At 73.8% G+C, this 16963-nt stretch carries 11 protein-coding genes; 4 read left to right on the top strand and 7 right to left on the bottom strand.

The window, feature by feature from the left end:
- Nucleotides 1-80: 80 nt before the first annotated feature.
- From ABT247_RS22340 to ABT247_RS22310, 7 genes are all read right to left on the bottom strand, one after another.
- A complete protein-coding gene (locus ABT247_RS22340; RefSeq protein ID WP_350744802.1) occupies nt 81-1136 on the bottom strand; it encodes a PadR family transcriptional regulator in 1056 nt (351 codons plus the stop codon).
- Nucleotide 1137: 1 nt separating this feature from the next.
- A complete protein-coding gene (locus ABT247_RS22335) occupies nt 1138-2061 on the bottom strand; it encodes a DUF4097 family beta strand repeat-containing protein (RefSeq protein ID WP_350744801.1) in 924 nt (307 codons plus the stop codon).
- A 290-nt stretch (nt 2062-2351) separates the two neighbouring features.
- Complete coding sequence (locus ABT247_RS22330; protein ID WP_030235677.1) at nt 2352-2531, bottom strand: DUF6104 family protein; 180 nt, start codon at nt 2529-2531, stop codon at nt 2352-2354.
- Between the two features lie 50 nt (nt 2532-2581).
- Nucleotides 2582-4540, bottom strand: a complete 1959-nt coding sequence (locus tag ABT247_RS22325) for a serine/threonine-protein kinase (RefSeq protein WP_350744799.1) — start codon at nt 4538-4540, stop codon at nt 2582-2584.
- 262 nt (nt 4541-4802) lie between these two features.
- Nucleotides 4803-8540 carry a multifunctional oxoglutarate decarboxylase/oxoglutarate dehydrogenase thiamine pyrophosphate-binding subunit/dihydrolipoyllysine-residue succinyltransferase subunit gene (locus ABT247_RS22320; protein WP_350744797.1) on the bottom strand — a complete coding sequence of 1246 codons (3738 nt, stop codon included), beginning with the start codon at nt 8538-8540 and terminating at the stop codon, nt 4803-4805.
- Nucleotides 8541-8827: 287 nt separating this feature from the next.
- Nucleotides 8828-9958 carry a sensor histidine kinase gene (locus tag ABT247_RS22315; protein WP_350744795.1) on the bottom strand — a complete coding sequence of 377 codons (1131 nt, stop codon included), beginning with the start codon at nt 9956-9958 and terminating at the stop codon, nt 8828-8830.
- A gap of 83 nt (nt 9959-10041) precedes the next feature.
- On the bottom strand, nt 10042-10779 hold the full coding sequence (locus ABT247_RS22310) for a response regulator transcription factor (protein WP_196949490.1): 738 nt from the start codon (nt 10777-10779) through the stop codon (nt 10042-10044).
- 562 nt (nt 10780-11341) lie between these two features.
- Between ABT247_RS22310 and ABT247_RS22305 the strand changes: the two genes are divergently transcribed.
- From ABT247_RS22305 to ABT247_RS22290, 4 genes are all read left to right on the top strand, one after another.
- Nucleotides 11342-12160: a rhomboid-like protein gene (locus ABT247_RS22305; RefSeq protein WP_350744792.1), complete on the top strand. Its 819-nt coding sequence runs from the start codon at nt 11342-11344 to the stop codon at nt 12158-12160.
- Between the two features lie 336 nt (nt 12161-12496).
- A complete protein-coding gene (gene lon / locus ABT247_RS22300) occupies nt 12497-14893 on the top strand; it encodes an endopeptidase La (protein ID WP_350744790.1) in 2397 nt (798 codons plus the stop codon).
- Between the two features lie 64 nt (nt 14894-14957).
- Complete coding sequence (locus ABT247_RS22295; protein ID WP_350744788.1) at nt 14958-15533, top strand: GtrA family protein; 576 nt, start codon at nt 14958-14960, stop codon at nt 15531-15533.
- On the top strand, nt 15530-16753 hold the full coding sequence (locus tag ABT247_RS22290) for an ROK family transcriptional regulator (protein WP_350744786.1): 1224 nt from the start codon (nt 15530-15532) through the stop codon (nt 16751-16753). The genes ABT247_RS22295 and ABT247_RS22290 overlap by 4 nt, the downstream gene beginning before the upstream one ends.
- The last annotated feature ends 210 nt before the right edge of the window (nt 16754-16963 follow it).

The raw sequence follows: 16963 nt of genomic DNA, 5'->3' as shown, positions 1-16963 counted from the left end.
GCCCCCGAAGCGGGGGCACCGGGCCGACCGGGCGGGGCAGGTGGTGCCTGTCGGGCCGGCGGCGCGAGGCGGCCGCCGGCTCAGCCGAGCAGCCGCTTCAGCCGCTCGCCGGCCGTGCCGAGCACCGTGCGGGCCTCGGCCAGCCCCTCGGCGCTCACCCCGCCGTCCCGGGCCGCGTCGCGGACCTGGTCGCGGAAGCGGTCGAGCAGCCGCTCCAGCTCCCGGGCCGGGTCGCCCGCCGGGTCGGTGCGCGTCCACGGCGGCAGGTCGGCGGGGGCGGTCGGCGCGGTGGACCCGGTGGGCGCGGTGGGCGCGTCCTTGTCGAGGTCGATCCGGGTCACCCTGACCTGCTCGTCCGGCTCCTCCGTGCTCTGGTGGCCCCAGCGCGCGGCGTCGGCCAGCCCGGCCAGGCCCTTGGTCAGCTCGGCCAGGCCCTCGGCCAGGCCGGTCGGCCAGTCGCCCTTGGCGGCGTGCTCGCGCACCTGCTGCTCGACCCGGCGCTTGATCCGCAGCGCCTCCTGCTGGGCCGCGGTGCGGGAGGCCCTGGCCTGCTCGCGCAGCCGGCGGGCCTCCTCCTCGGCCGCCCTCGCCTTGGCCTTGGCGGCCTTCTCCTGCTCCCGGGCGCGCTTGGCCTGCTCCTTGGCGTGCCGCTTGAACTCGGCGAACTCCTCCTTGGCGCGCTGCCAGGACTCGTTGTCTCCCCAGGGGCCGGCCCACGGGTCGCCGGTGCCCTCGCCGCGCCTGGGCCGGGGGGCCTGCTTGGCGGCCTGCCACAGCTCCTCGCGCAGGTCCTTGGCGCTGTCCCGGACGTCCTCCCGGATCGCCCCGGCCAGCTGCGCCACGGAGTCGTGGATCTCCAGCTCCAGCTCGTCCAACTCACCGTGGCGGGCCTCGAGTTCCGCGCGCCCGGCGTCCGTCAGCCGGTAGACCTTGCGGCCGCCCTCGGTGCTGTGGCTGACCAGCCCCTCCTGCTCCAGCTTGGCCAGGCGCGGGTAGACCGTACCGGCCGAGGGGGCGTACAGGCCCTGGAAGCGCTCCTCCAGCAGGCGGATCACCTCGTAGCCGTGGCGCGGGGCCTCGTCCAGCAGCTTCAGCAGGTACAGCCGGAGCCGGCCGTGGCCGAACACGGGGGTCATCTCAGGCCTCCTTGGTGAGGTCGGGCCCGGCGGGCCGGTCGGAGCCGGGGGAGGCCGGGAGCTCCTTGGCCACCGCCGGCTCGTCGTCCTCGCGGTCGGGGCGGCGCAGCACGGTGACGGCGCCGGAGACGGTGGTGACGTTGAGGCTGCCGCGGCCCTCGCCGAGCTGCCCGGAGATCTTCTTGGCACCCCAGGTGCTGCTCATCGTGAGCTCGTCGAAGGTGCTGGACACGTCGCCGCTGGTGGAGCCGGCCTCGACGGTGGCGTCGGCCAGCGAGGGGATGCGCACCACGACCGCGCCGCTGACGGTGTTGACCTTGACGTCGGTCTCACCGGCCACGTCGAGGTCCAGGGTGACGGCCCCGGTGACGGTGTTGGCCTGCACCTTGTCGGCGGTGCCGGCGACGACGGTGAGCTGCCCGGAGACGGTGTTGACCTTGAGCCGGCCGCCCACCGCCTGGGCGTCCACGTCACCGGTGACGGTGCTGGCGTCGATCCGGCCGGTCAGCCCGGCCAGGGTGGTGTCGCCGCTGGCACTCTGCACCGAGACGTGGCCGTCGACGCCGGTGACGGTGGCGTCGGCCGAGACGGTGCCGACCTTGACGTCGGTGCCGGCCGGGACGGTCACGGTCAGCGCGACGGAGCGCTTGCGCTTGAAGGAGTCGAAGAAGTTGCGGACCGAGCCGATCGACTTGATCCGGTCGCCGAACTCGCCCCAGCTGTTGATGTCCTTGTAGGTGACCGTCAGGACGCCGTCCACCACGGTCACGTGCAGCGGCTCGCCCGTGAGGTCGGTGACCTCCAGACGGGCCTGGCCCTCCGCCGCGACCACGTTCACCGAGCCGTCGATGACGCGCACGTGCAGCGCGCGCACCTCCTCGGCCACGGTGGTCCGGCCGGGCCCCTCGATCGTCCACTGGCTCATCTCTGCCGCCTCCCGTTCAGCGATCGCGATGTATCGCGTTCTCTCTGAAAGACGATATATCGCGTGCCGGGAAAAGCAAGCGGTTCCGACCCTGAACCCGTCCCTGACCCGCCCCTGACCCGTCCCGAACACACCCCCGAGCCGGCCCCGAGCGCGGCCGAGCCGGCCCCGAGCGCGGCCCCGAGCCGGGCCGGAGCGGGCTCCGGGCCGGGCCGCCCGCGCCCGGGCAGGGCATACGAAGGGCCCGGGAGGCGGTTGCCTCCCGGGCCCCTCGTCCGGCGGTCACCGGGTCACTCGTCGTCCTCGTCGTCGAGCCGGGCCAGCCAGGTGGCCAGCCGCTCGACCGGGATCTCGAAGTCCGGGTTGAGGTCGACGAATTCGCGCAGGCGCTCGGCCAGCCACTCGAAGGTGACCTCCTCGTCGCCGCGCCGGCTCTCCAGCTCCTCGATGCCTCGGTCGGTGAAGTACACGGTTCGCTCCGGTCGGATGGGGATGGACCCGGTCAGGATAGACCCGCCGGTCAGCCGGCCCGCCAGGTGCTGATGGTCATCGAGGCGGCCCCCGTGGTCGGGTCCGCGGTGGTGATCGCGGCGATCGCGATGTTCCGGCTGTCCCGGTCGCGGACGCAGAGCAGGCGGCCGGGCGCGACCCGGTTGTACGTCAGGTCGGTGTCCGGTCGGGAGTCGATCGCGGCGGCGCACTGCTCGGCCGTGACCGTCGCCTCGGTGATCACGGCGAAGTCCGACTTCTCGTCCCCGACGCTCTCGAAGGAGTTGGCCTTGCTGCCGCTGCCGGTGTTGGTGACGCCGAGGCCCCACTTGAGGTCGCTGGAGCCGCTGCGCGGCACCACCGTGCCCGCGTTCAGGTCGATCCGGTAGGCGTCCGAGGAGTACTCGGCGGCCGGGATCGACAGCGACTTCTTGTCCAGCAGCAGGGTGTAGCCGACCGGCCGCGCCGGGGCGGACACGGTGGCCGGGCCGGACTTCGAGGGGGCGGCCGTCACCGGGAGGCCCGAGACGGTGGCGCTCGCGCTGGGCAGGGCGCCGCCGCCCTGGACGGGCACCGGGTTGGGGGTGCCGGTGCCCTGCTGGGCGGAGGTGCCGCTGCTGCTCCCGGTCTTCTTGCCGTCGTCCAGCTTCTTCACCAGCACCACGCCGCCCGCGGTGCCGCCGACCGCCATCACCAGGGCGACGGTCAGCAGCACCTTCCAGGACACCCCGCCCCGGCGCCGCGGCTCCGGCTCGGGTGCCGGGACGGCGGCGGTGACCACCGGGCCGGGCGGCGGGGTGTCGAAGGACGGCGCCTCCGCCCGGAGCGGGACGGTCGGCGGGGTCGGCAGCACCGGGGCGGTCGGCGTCTCGGTGGGCGGCTGCGGAGCGCCGTACGCGCCGAGCGGCGGCGGGGCGAAGCCGGGCGGGGGCGTGGCCGGCTGCTGCGGCGGCCGGGCCGCGACGGTCGCCGGGTGGGTCGGCGCGCCGAGCGGCTGCGGCGGGGCGGCCGGGGCCGGCGGGACGGCGGGGGCGGCCGGCAGCGGGGTGGGGGGAGTCCTGGGCAGGTCGGAGCGCCGGGTGATCTCGGTGTTGACCTGCCGCGGCAGCCAGTCCTCGCCGAACCGGAGCTGGCCGCCGACCTCCGGGTGGTTGCGGGCGGCCTGGATGATCTCGGCCGGCTTCGGGCGGTCCTCGGGGGACTTCGCCAGGCAGCGCTGGACCAGCTCGCGCAGGTCCGCCGGGACGGCCGTCAGGTCCGGCTCCTCGTGCACCACCCGGTAGAGCACCGCGGTGTCCGGCCCGTCGCCGAACGGCGGGGTGCCGCCGGCCACGTACGCGGCCAGGGCGCCCAGCGCGAAGACGTCGGTGGCCGGGGTGACCGCCCGGCCCTGCGCCTGCTCGGGGGCCATGAAGGCGGGGGAGCCGATCCGGTAGCCGGTGCCGGTCAGCGCGGTCGCGTCGGCCGCCCGGGCGATGCCGAAGTCGATCACCCGGGGGCCGTCCCCGGCGACCAGCACGTTGGCGGGCTTGAGGTCGCGGTGGACCACCTCGACGCTGTGGATCGCCTGGAGCGCCTCGGCGATGCCGCCCATCAGCAGCAGCACGGTGCGGACCGGCAGCGCGCCGTGCTCCCGCACCACCTGCTGGAGGGACGGCCCGGGGACGTACGCGGTGACCAGCCACGGGGCGTCCGAGTCCAGGCCGCCGGAGTCGATCACCTGCGCGGTGTACAGCCCGTGGATCCGCTGGGCGTTGCTGACCTCCTGGGCGAACCGGCGGCGGAACTCGCCGTCCTCGGCGAACTCGGGGCGGACCACCTTGAGCGCCACCGGGCGGCCGCCCGGCGTGTAGGACAGGTAGACGCGCCCCATGCCGCCGGCGCCCAGGCGGGCGAACAGCCGGTAGCCGCCGACCTCCCTGGGGTCGTCCGGAAGGAGCGGCTGGAAGACCGGCGGGAGCTTGCCGGGGTGCGGCGTGTCGGCGGTCATGTGGTGATCCCCCTGGGATGAGCGGTGAGGTGGTTCGACCGGGCCGCCGGCGCGTGGACGGGCGCCGGGCGGCGGTCCGGCGAGGCATAACCTATCGATCCGTCAGGAACCCGTGCAGGCCGGTCGGCGTTTGGTTGCAGAGCTGCGACCTTTGCCGGGGCACGACACGGAGCCGGGCCCTACGGCGGAACGCCCGCGGCCCCCGCTCCCTGGTTCGGGAGCGGGGGCCGCGGGCGTGTCGGCGGTGCCGGGCCTCAGCGCGTCAGAGCGCGAAGACCTCCTCGATCAGCGCCTGCTGCTCGGCGGCGTGCCGCTTGGCCGAGCCGACCGCCGGGGACGAGGCCGCGGTGCGGGCGACGCGGCGCAGGCGGGAGCCGCCGGCGCTGCGGCCGATGGCGACCTGCAGGTGGTCGACCAGGTTCATCGCGATGAACGGCCAGGCGCCCTGGTTGGCCGGCTCCTCCTGCGCCCAGACGAACTGGACGTCGTCGCCGTAGCGGCCCAGCTCCTCCTGGAGCTCGGCCACCGGCAGCGGGTAGAGCCGCTCGACCCGGACGATCGCGGTGTCGGTGACGCCGCGCTCGGCGCGGGCGGCCTCCAGGTCGTAGTAGAACTTGCCGGCGGTGATGACCACCTTGCGGACCTGCGCCGGGTCGACGGTGGAGTCGCCGATGACCGGGCGGAACGAGCCGGACAGGAACTCCTCGGTCGCACTCGCCGCGGCCTTCAGACGCAGCATCGACTTCGGGGTGAAGACGACCAGCGGCTTGTGGTGCGGGTTGTGCGCCTGCCAGCGCAGCAGGTGGAAGTAGTTCGACGGCAGGGTCGGCATCGCGACCGTCATGTTGTTCTGGGCGCACAGCTGGAGGAAGCGCTCCGGGCGGGCGGACGAGTGGTCCGGGCCCTGGCCCTCGTAGCCGTGCGGCAGCAGCAGGGTGACGCCGGAGTGCTGGCCCCACTTCTGCTCGGCGGAGGCGATGTACTCGTCGACCATGGTCTGCGCGCCGTTGACGAAGTCGCCGAACTGCGCCTCCCACATGACCAGCGCGTTCGGGCGGGTCAGCGAGTAGCCGTACTCGAAGCCCATGGCCGCGTACTCCGACAGCAGGCTGTCGTAGACGGTGTAGCGGGCCTGGTCCTCGGTGAGGTACTGCAGCGGGGTGTAGTCCTCGCCGGTCTTGCGGTCGATCAGGACGGCGTGCCGCTGGCCGAAGGTGCCGCGGCGGCTGTCCTGACCGGCCAGGCGGACCGGGTGGCCCTCCATGAGCAGCGAGCCGATGGCGAGGGTCTCGCCCATCGCCCAGTCGATGGTGTTGTCCTCGACCGAGGCGGCGCGGCGCTGCAGCTGGGGCAGCAGGCGCGGGTGGACGGTCAGCCAGTCCGGCAGGTTGACCTGCGAGGCGGCGATCCGCTTGACCATCTCCTGGGAGATGCCGGTCTGGATGGAGACCGGGAAGTCGGCGACCGGCTTGCCGGTGGTGGCGTCGGCCGGCGCCTGGGCCGCGTCGCGGACCTCGGCGAAGACCTTCTCCAGCTGGCCCTGGAAGTCCTGGAGCGCCTGCTCCGCCTCTTCCATGGTGATGTCGCCGCGACCGATCAGGCCCTCGGTGTACAGCTTGCGCACCGAGCGCTTCTTGTCGATCAGGTCGTACATCAGCGGCTGGGTGAACGACGGGTTGTCGGCCTCGTTGTGACCGCGGCGGCGGTAGCAGATGAGGTCGATCACCACGTCCTTGTGGAACTCCTGGCGGAACTCGAAGGCGAGCCGCGCGACGCGGACCACGGCCTCCGGGTCGTCGCCGTTCACGTGGAAGATCGGGGCCTCGATCATGCGGGCCACGTCGGTGCAGTACATCGAGGAGCGCGAGGACGCCGGGGCGGCGGTGAAGCCGACCTGGTTGTTCACCACGATGTGCACGGTGCCGCCGGTGCGGTAGCCGCGCAGCTGCGACATGTTCAGGGTCTCCGCGACGACGCCCTGGCCGGCGAAGGCCGCGTCACCGTGGATCTGGATCGGCAGCACCGGGAAGGTGGTGCCGCCCTGGTCCAGGATGTCCTGCTTGGCGCGGGCGATGCCCTCGACGACCGGGTCCACGGCCTCCAGGTGGGAGGGGTTCGCGGCGAGCGAGACCTTGATGGTCTCGCCGTCCAGGCCGGTGAAGGTGCCCTCGGCGCCCAGGTGGTACTTGACGTCGCCGGAGCCGTGCATCGACTTCGGGTCGAGGTTGCCCTCGAACTCGCCGAAGATCTTGCCGTACGGCTTGCCGACGATGTTGGCCAGCACGTTCAGGCGGCCGCGGTGGGCCATGCCGATGACGGCCTCGTCGAGGCGGTGCTCGGCGGCGGCGTCGATGGTGGCGTCCAGCAGCGGGATGAGCGACTCGCCGCCCTCCAGCGAGAAGCGCTTCTGCCCGACGTACTTGGTCTGCAGGAAGGTCTCGAAGGCCTCGGCGGAGTTGAGGCGGCGGAGGATCCGCAGCTGCTCCTCGCGCTCCGGCTTGGTGTACGGCTTCTCCAGGCGGTCCTGCAGCCACTTGCGCTGCTTCGGGTCCTGGATGTGCATGTACTCGATGCCGACGGTGCGGCAGTAGGTGTTGCGCAGCAGGCCGAGGATGTCGCGGAGCTTCATCATCTTCTGGCCGCCGAAGCCGCCGACCGCGAACTCGCGCTCCAGGTCCCACAGGGTGAGGCCGTGCTGGACGACGTCGAGGTCGGGGTGCTTGCGCTGCTTGTACTCCAGCGGGTCGGTGTCGGCCATCAGGTGGCCGCGCACGCGGTACGCGTGGATGAGCTCCATGACGCGGGCGGTCTTGTTGACCTCGTCGTCGTGGGTGGTGGCGACGTCGGTGGCCCAGCGGACCGGCTCGTACGGGATCCGCAGCGACTCGAAGATCTCGTCGTAGAAGCCGTTCTCGCCGAGCAGCAGGCGGTGGATCTCGCGCAGGAACTCGCCGGACGCCGCGCCCTGGATGACGCGGTGGTCGTAGGTCGAGGTCAGCGTCATGATCTTGGAGACGCCGAGGCGGGCGAGCGTCTCCGGGGCGGAGCCCTGGAACTCGGCCGGGTACTCCATGGCGCCGACGCCGACGATGGTGCCCTGGTTCTGCATCAGGCGCGGCACGGAGTGCACGGTGCCGATGCCGCCGGGGTTGGTCAGCGAGACCGTGACGCCGGTGAAGTCGTCCATGGTCAGCTTGTTGGCGCGGGCCCGGCGGACGATGTCCTCGTAGGCCTGCCAGAAGCCGAAGAAGTCGAGGGTCTCGGCCTTCTTGATGGCCGCGACGACGAGCTGGCGGTCGCCGTTGGGCTTGACCAGGTCGATGGCCAGGCCGAGGTTGACGTGCTCCGGCTTGACCAGGAAGGCCTTGCCGTCCTCCACCTTGTAGCTGTGGTTCATTCCCGGGTGGGCCTTGATGGCCTGGACCAGGGCGTAGCCGATCAGGTGGGTGAAGGAGACCTTGCCGCCGCGGGCGCGCTGCAGGTGGTTGTTGATGACGATGCGGTTGTCGATCAACAGCTTCGCCGGGACGGCGCGGACCGAGGTCGCGGTCGGCACCTCCAGGGAGGCGTCCATGTTGGTGGCGACGGCCTTCGCCGGGCCGCGCAGCTGGACCAGCTCGGGGCCGGCCGGGGCGGCGGCGGGAGCCGGGGCGGCGGCGGCCTTCGGGGCCGGGGGCGCGGCGGGCGCGGCGGCGAGCGGAGCGGCGGCCGGGGCCGGAGCGGCGGGCGCGGCCGGGGCCGGTGCGGCCGGAGCAGCAGCAGCGGCGGGCGCGGGGGCAGCGGCAGGGGTCGGCGTGGGGCCGGCCTGGGTCGCGGCCTGGGTCACTGGGGTCACCTCGGTACCGGGCTTGTAGTCGGCGAAAAAGTCCCACCAGGCTCGGTCTACCGAGTTCGGGTCCTGGAGGTACTGCTGGTAGATCTCATCGACGAGCCACTCATTGGGACCGAAGCCAGTGGAGCTTGCCGAGCTGTTGGGGGTTTCAGGGGACTGTGGCGACACGGCGGCAACCGCCCTCTTCCGCTTCCTTTTGGGATGTTTGGACAGCGGGGATTAAGGCTACGCCCCTGACCAGTGATCGCGCAGTCCCCGGGCCCCAGGCGTCGCCCAGATCACAGTCCTGACCTGCGGATTGGCTGAAAAAGTACGTTAGAAAGCCGTATCTGAGGGGAACTGATCGCGCTCGATCGCCCCCCAAACCAGGGCAAAACCGGACATTGGGCCGGTTGGACCATCCGACGACCTTCGTATGCGTCTGTGTCGGATCTGTGACAAATGTCCTCGGCTGCTCAGCGCTGGCCGGGCAGCCGGACCTCGATCCGGCAGCCGCTCGGGGACTCGGCCACGGCGATCCGCCCGCCGTGCAGGTCCACCGCCCAGCGGGCGATGGCCAGGCCCAGCCCGGTGCCCCCGTCGGAGCCCGGTCCGGAGGCGGTGGCGGTGCCGCTGCGGCTGAACCGCTCGAACACCCGGGTGCGGTCGGCCGGCGGGATGCCGGGGCCCTCGTCCTGGACCTCCAGCAGCAGGCCGCCCTCCTCGCCCTCCGGTCGGGCGCGCACGGTCACCGTGCCCCCGGGCGGGGAGTGCTTGCAGGCGTTGTCGACCAGGTTGGCGACCACCTGGTGGAGCCGCTCCGGGTCCGCCACCGCGGTGAGGCCGGCCGGGCTGACCTCCAGGGCCAGTCGGACGTCGCCGCGCCGGGAGAAGGCCCCGCCGGCCGTCGCGCCGTCCACGGTGACGCCGCGCAGCACGCCGTCGAGGAACTCGCGCACCTCGAAGGGGCGGGCGTCCAGGTCGACCACGCCGTCGTCGATCTTGGAGAGGTCGAGCAGGTGGGTGACCAGGCGGCCGAGCCGCTCGGTCTGCTCCAGTGCGGCCCCCAGGGTCGCGGGGTTGGGCTGCACGACGCCGTCCACCACGTTCTCCAGCACGGCGCGCAGCGCGGCGATCGGCGTGCGCAGCTCGTGCGAGACGTTGGCGACCAGCTCGCGGCGGTGCCGGTCGGCGGCCTGCAGGTCGGCGGCCATGCCGTTGAAGGCGGCCGCCAGTTCGCCGATCTCGTCGCGCGAGTTCACCTCGACCCGGCGGCTGTAGTCGCCGGAGGCCATCGCGCGGGCGGCGTCCGTCATCTCGCGCAGGGGGGCGGTGAGCCCGTGCGCGAGGAACTGCATGAACAGCAGCGAGGCGATCATGGAGAAGACCATGATGATCCGGATCTGGGTCTCGGACCGGATCGCCACGACCACCATCCCGGTGGCCAGGAACACGGAGACGATCACCAGCAGGGCGAGCTTGCCCTTGATCGAGCGGACCGGGTCGAGCGGGCGGATGTCGGCCCAGACCCGGCGGGCGGCGCGGACGGCCAGCGTCTGCGGGCGCGCGGCGTCGGCGTCCCCGTTGCGTTGCTGTGGAAAGGTCATTGGTCCCTTGTGATCCCCGCGTGGTGGCAGGGCGGTCCCGGGACACGGGCCCCCCGGTGGCCCGTCGCCCGAAGCTCCCGCCGTTACGAGAGCGGGGCCTCCAGTGCGTACCCGACACCGTGGACGGTGCGGATCCAGCTGGCGCCGATCTTGCGCCGCAGTGCCTTGACGTGGCTGTCGACGGTGCGGGTGCCGGACGCGTCGGTCCAGTCCCACACCTCGGCCAGCAGCTGTTCGCGGGTGAGCACCGCGCGCGGCTGGGCGGCCAGGCAGGCGAGCAGGTCGAACTCGGTCGGCGTCAGGTGGACGTCGCCCGAGGCCAGCCGGACCCGGCGCTGCACGTGGTCGATCTCCAGCTCGCCGAAGCGCAGGCTGCCGAGCGCGGGCGTGCGGGCTGCCTGCTGGGCGCGCTCGACGCGGCGCAGCAGCACGTTGACCCGGGCGGCCAGCTCGCGCATGGAGAACGGTTTGGTCATGTAGTCGTCGGCGCCCACGCCGAGGCCGACCAGCAGGTCCGTCTCGTCGTCGCGCGCGGTCAGCATCAGCACCGGCACCGGGCGCTGCGCCTGGATCCGGCGGCACACCTCCAGGCCGTCGAAGCCGGGCAGCATGATGTCCAGGACCACCAGGTCCGGCTGCCAGGTGTGGAATCCGTCGACCGCGCCCGGGCCGTCGTGGGCCACGGCGACCTTGAAGCCCTCCGCGCCCAGTCGGGCCGCGATCGACTCCGCGATCGTGGGCTCGTCCTCCACCACCAGCACTCTGCGCTGGCTGCTCACCGCGCCGCCGGTGTTGTGGTTGTCCTGCTGAATTTCTGTCACGGTCACGCCACCGCCCCCAGGGCTGCGGGCCGGCCACCTGTGGGGATGGCGGGGCTCCGCTCGTAGTCTTGTTCCGTCGTGGACTGTGCCGGGTCCGCCGTCCCGTCGCGCGCCCGGGAGAGTGGAGGACGGGTGGTTCCCCGCCCGCTTCTCCCGCGCACCTCGCAGCGTACGGACAGCGGATGATTTCCGGCAGGTGGACCGGACGTTTCCGGCCCGTGGGCCGACCACCGGGTCGCCCTCGGACCCACTGCACGAGTGGGCACGGGCCGATACCTTACCCGGCGAATTTTCTCTGCGTAACGGTACGTATGCAGTGGAGTTGACACCAAGTCGCCGGTCAGCGGCCCTACTGACGCGTTAATCGACAGAAGGTCTGGACCAAAGTCGGTAATCGGACCGGTGGCGGCCGCAACCGTCTTCACGGCCTTTTCCCAGGTGCCTTTCAGAACCTCGACGTACCGTGGGCACGACAACGCCCCGCCCGGAGGAAACCGGGCCGCGCGCCGGTACGTTGGGCTGCGGCGAGGACCGGTGGCTGCGGGCGTGGAGCGGAGGCGGCATGGCTGGACTGCGAGACGGAGCCGGCCGGAACGCGCTCGCGCGGGCGCCGTACGGAATGCTCCGCCACGGCCTGCGCACCGGTGTCCTCGAGTGGCTGGTGGAACGGCTCCCGACGCCCCGGCGCAATCCCTTCACGCTCGGATATCTCGCCGTGGTGGGCGCCACCACGACCTTCGCGGGCCTGGCCGATCCGGAACTCGTCCAGCGGCTGCGGGAGGCGTCCAGTTCGGACGGCCACAACCTGCTCCAGCACCCCCTGCGCGCCCTGGCGCTGAGCGGGTTCTGGATCGCCGGGGACGTGTGGATGCCCTACCTGTGGGGCTTCGCCCTCACCCTGGCGCCGCTGGAGCGCAGGGTCGGGCCGGCCCGGGCGGCGGCGGTGTTCGCGATCGGGCACGTCACCGCGACGCTGCTCTCCCAGGGGGTGGTGATCGCCGCGGTGGAGACCGGGCGGATGGCGCCCGGGGCGATGCGCGACCTGGACATCGGGGTCAGCTACGGCGTGCTCGCCTGCCTCGGCGCGGTGTCCGGGCTGCTCCCGCGGCCCGCCCGGGTGCTGGCGCTGGGCGGTGCGGGTCTGATGATCGCCCAGCAGATCGCCGCCGAGAAGGACGTGGTCACCGCCGTGGGGCACCCGGCGGCGGTGCTCGCCGGGGTGGCGCTGTGGCGCTGGCTGCGCGGGGCGGAGCGGCGCCCGCCCCGGCCGCGCCCCCGGTCGGCGTCGGCGGCCGGGCCCGCCCCGTCCGTCCCCGCTCCCGCCGTCCCCACCGTCCCCGCCGCCGCGCCCGGCGGGGCGAGGCCGTCCGCCGCGCGCTGACCCGGACCGCCGGCCTTGCGCCGGCGCGGAGCGTCCACCGTGCGTTGCCGCGGGCCGTCCTCCGCGCGTTGGCGCGGACCCGTCCACCGCGCGCCGGGCGAGTGGTCCCGCCTTCGGGGGAACCCCTCGGGCCCGTTCTTGACGGCGCCCTCGGCCGGCTCCCCCTGCGGTCTCCGGCGGTGCTTCCGGCCGGCCATCGCACGGACTTTTGACGGAGCGTCCCGTCGCCCGTCCGGCGCCCTCCTCGTTCGCTCACGGCGAACAAAGTGTCGGGAACATCCGGCGCCCGTGAAGGCTTAGTCCCATCGACTCAACTTCACTGACTGGGGAGAGATCATGGCATCGACGTCCACTCCGCTCACCCTGCCCGTGCTGCCGCTCGACGACGAGGTCGTGCTCCCGGGCATGGTCGTTCCGCTGGACCTGAAGGACACCGAGGTGCGCGCCGCCGTCGAGGCCGCCCGCGCCGCGGCCGACGGCTCCGGCAAGCCGCAGGTCCTGCTGGTGCCGCGGGTGGACGGCTCCTACGCGGCGGTCGGCACGCTGGCCACGGTGGAGCAGGTCGGCCGCCTCGCTGACGGGGACCCGGCCGCCCTGGTGCGCGCCGTGCGCCGGGTCCGGATCGGGGCCGGCACCACCGGCCCGGGCGCCGCCCTCTGGGTGGAGACCACGCCGTTCCGGGAGTCCTCGGTCGGCATGCCGGTGGCCGGGCGGGCCGCCGAGCTGGTCAAGGAGTACAAGGCGCTGTCCACCCAGTGGCTGCGCAGGCGCGGCGCCTGGCAGATCGTCGACCGGGTGGCGCAGATCGAGGGCGTCGGCGAGCTCGCCGACAACATCGGCTACGCGCCCTTCGTCACCGCCGAGCAGAAGCTCAAGGTGCTGCTGGAGGCCGACCAGGTCGCCCGGCTGGAGTACGCGCTGACCCTGCTGCGCGACCACCTCGCCGAGGAGGAGGTCAACGACACCATCCGCAAGGACGTCGAGGAGGGCGTGGCCAAGCAGCAGAAGGAGTTCCTGCTCCGCCGGCAGCTGGAGGCCGTCCGCAAGGAGCTGGCCGAGCTGAACGGCGACCCGGCCGACGAGGAGGGCGACTACCGCGCCCGGGTGGAGGCCGCGGAGCTGCCCGAGAAGGTCCGCGAGGCCGCCCTCAAGGAGGTCGACAAGCTGGAGCGCGCGTCCGACCAGTCGCCCGAGGGCTCGTGGATCCGCACCTGGTTGGACACCGTCCTGGAGCTGCCCTGGAACGAGCGCACCGAGGACGCGTACGACATCGCCGCCGCCCGCGCCGTGCTGGACGCCGACCACGCCGGTCTGGCGGACGTCAAGGAGCGGATCGTCGAGTACCTGGCCGTCCGCAAGCGCCGGGCGGACCAGGGGCTCGGGCTGGTCGGCGGCCGCCGGGGCGGCGCGGTGCTGGCGCTGGTCGGCCCGCCCGGCGTCGGCAAGACCTCGCTCGGCGAGTCGGTGGCCCGCGCCATGGGCCGCCGGTTCGTCCGGGTCGCGCTCGGCGGCGTCCGGGACGAGGCCGAGATCCGCGGCCACCGGCGCACCTACGTCGGCGCGCTGCCCGGCCGTCTGGTGCGGGCGATCAAGGAGGCCGGCTCGATGAACCCGGTCGTCCTGCTCGACGAGATCGACAAGGTCGGCTCCGACTACCGGGGCGACCCGGCCGCCGCCCTGCTGGAGGTGCTGGACCCGGCGCAGAACCACACCTTCCGGGACCACTACCTGGAGGTCGAGCTCGACCTCTCCGACGTCGTCTTCCTCGCCACCGCCAACGTGCTGGAGGCCATCCCCGAGCCGCTGCTCGACCGGATGGAGCTGGTCCGGCTCGACGGCTACACCGAGGACGAGAAGGTCGTCATCGCCCGCGACCACCTGCTCCCGCGCCAGCTGGAGCGGGCCGGCCTCGGCAGCGAGCAGGTCACCGTGGCGGAGCAGGCGCTGCGCAAGCTCGCCGGGGAGTACACCCGGGAGGCGGGCGTACGGAACCTGGAGCGCTCGATCGCCCGGGTGCTGCGCAAGATCGCCGCACAGGCCGAGCTGGGCGAGCGCGAACTGCCCGCCGCGGTCGGCGCGGAGGACCTGCGCGCCCTGATCGGCCGGCCGCACCACGTGCCGGAGTCCGCCCAGGAGCCCGCCGAGCGGCGCACCGCCGTCCCCGGAGTGGCCACCGGCCTGGCGGTCACCGGCGCCGGCGGCGACGTCCTCTACATCGAGGCCTCGCTCGCGGACGCCGAGACCGGCGGCACCGGGCTGACCCTCACCGGGCAGCTGGGCGACGTGATGAAGGAGTCCGCGCACATCGCGCTCTCCTACCTGCGCTCGCGCGGCGCCGAGCTGGAACTGCCGGTCACCTCGCTGCGCGACCGCGGCGTGCACCTGCACATCCCGGCCGGGGCCATCCCCAAGGACGGGCCGAGCGCCGGCATCACCATGACCACGGCGCTGGCCTCGCTGCTCTCCGGCCGCAAGGTGCGCACCGACCTGGCGATGACGGGCGAGGTCTCGCTGACCGGGCGGGTGCTGCCGATCGGCGGGGTGAAGCAGAAGCTGCTCGCCGCCGACCGGGCCGGGGTCACCACGGTGATCATCCCCAAGCGCAACGAGGCCGACCTGGACGACGTGCCGGCCGAGGTGCTGGAGCGGCTCACCGTCCACCCGGTGTCGGACGTGCGGGAGGTGCTCGAGCTGGCCCTGGAGCCGGCCGAGGTGCTGGTCGCGGCCGCGTAGCCGCCGCCGCGGGCGGTTCGGCGCTCGTGGGGCCGACGGCATCTCCCCGTGCCACACTGCGGAGATGCCGTCCCCCACGCAGCGCGTCCTGGCCCGGGTGCCGGCCCGGCTGCGCCCGGCCCTGGTGCGGCACCGCCGGCTGGTGAAGTTCCTGCTGGTCGGCGCGGCCTGCTTCGTGCTCACCGTGGTGGTCGACTTCGAGCTCAAGTTCACCGTCCTGGAGCACAAGCCGGTGGTCGCCCTGACGGTGGCGACGGTGCTCGCCACCGTCGTCTCCTACCTGCTCAACCGCAGCTGGGCCTTCCGCGCCGCCGGGCGCGGGCGGGAGGCCCTGCTGTTCTTCCTGGTCAGCGCGGTGGCGATCGGCGTCAACGACCTGCCGCTGGTGTTCTCCCGGTACGCCCTGGACCTGCGCGAGCCGTACGTCGGCCCGCTCACCCAGGAGATCGCCGACTTCGTCAGCGGCATGGTCGTCGGGACGTTCGTCGCGATGCTGTTCCGCTTCTGGGCGATGCGCCGCTGGGTCTTCACCCGCTCCGTCGAGCGGGCGCGACCGGGCCCTCCCCCGGGGCCGGAGCCCGGTTACGCTGCACCCGGGATCCCGCAGGACGTTCCCCAGGACACGAGGTGGGGCGCATGAACGCGATGCGCGGGGAGCCGGACGCCGGGCGGACCGGACCGGCCAGCCAGCAGGGGATGCGCCGGGCGAACCTGGCCCTGGTGCTGGGCGTCATCGCGCGCGGCCCGCGCTCGCGCGCCGAGGTCGCCGCCGAGACCGGACTGACCAGGGCGGCCGTCTCCTCGCTCGCCGAGCAGCTGATCACCGCCGGACTGGTCGTCGAGGAGGGGCCCGCCGCGCCCAGCGGCAAGGTCGGCCGCCCCGGCACCGCGCTCGGCCTCAACCCGCTCGGACCGGGCGGCCTCGGCGCCGAGATCGGCGTCCGGCACCTGGGCGCCTGCGTGGTCGACCTGCGCGGCGAGGTCCGCTCCTGGCGGCGCCAGGACGTCGCCAACCGGGCCCGCCCGCCCGCCGCCGTGATGGCCGACCTCGCCCGGCTGGTGCGTTCCGCCGTCGCCGAGTCGGGCCTGCGCCCGGCCGGGCTGTCCCTGGCCGTGCCGGGACTGGTCGGCGGCAGCGGGGTGCTCCAGCGGGCCGCCAACCTCGGCTGGCAGGACGTGCCGCTGGGCCCCGAGCTGCGCCCGGCGCTGCGCGCGGCCGGGGAAGGCCTGGCCGAGCTGCCGATCCAGGCGGACAACGAGGCCAATCTCGGCGGACTGGCCCAGCGGTGGCTCGACCACGGCCCGGAGGACTTCCTCTACGTCTCCGCCGAGGCCGGGGTCGGTGCGGCGATCGTGGTCGGCGGCCGGCTGCTGCGCGGCGCCCGCGGCTACGCGGGCGAGTTCGGCCACGTCCCGGTACGGCCGGACGGGCCGCGCTGCGCCTGCGGGGCGCGCGGCTGCCTGGAGCAGTACGCGGGCGAGGGGGCGGTGCTGCGGGCGGCCGGGCTGGGCGGTGCGCAGGGCGACTGGGTGACGCTGCTGGCCGAACGCGCCGCGGCCGGGGACCAGCCGGTGCTGAGCGCGCTGGCCGGGGCCGGCGCGGCGCTCGGCATCGCGGCCGCCGGCGCGGTCAACCTGCTGGATCCGGCCGACGTGGTGCTCGGCGGCGGCTACGCCCGGCTGGCCCCCTGGCTGCTGCCGGCGATGCGGCGCGAGCTGGCCGCCCGGGTGACGGTGCGGCCGTGGGCGGAGGACCGGCTGACCGTCTCCAAGCTCGGCCGGCGCGGGCCGCTGCTCGGCGCGGCGGTCGGCGTGGTGCGCGCCATCGTCGCCGACCCGGCGTCGCTCACGGGTGGCTGAGGGAGGACCACCGTCGGCCACGGGCGCCGTGCGGGTGCCGCCGTTCTCCTTCGGCCAAGGGGCGCCCGGTCCGGGCACGGCCTACGTCCGAGGCGCGGCGGTCGGCGCGGTGCGCGCCATCGTCGCCGATCCGGCGCCGCTCATGGGCGGCTGAGGGCCGAGCCCGCCCGCCCGCACGACCGCGCCCCCGGCCGGGCGGGCCGGGGGCGC

This window comes from Kitasatospora sp. NPDC001539 (genome assembly GCF_040298565.1).
Lineage (GTDB): Bacteria > Actinomycetota > Actinomycetes > Streptomycetales > Streptomycetaceae > Kitasatospora.
This window is presented reverse-complemented; position numbering and strand designations above follow the sequence as displayed.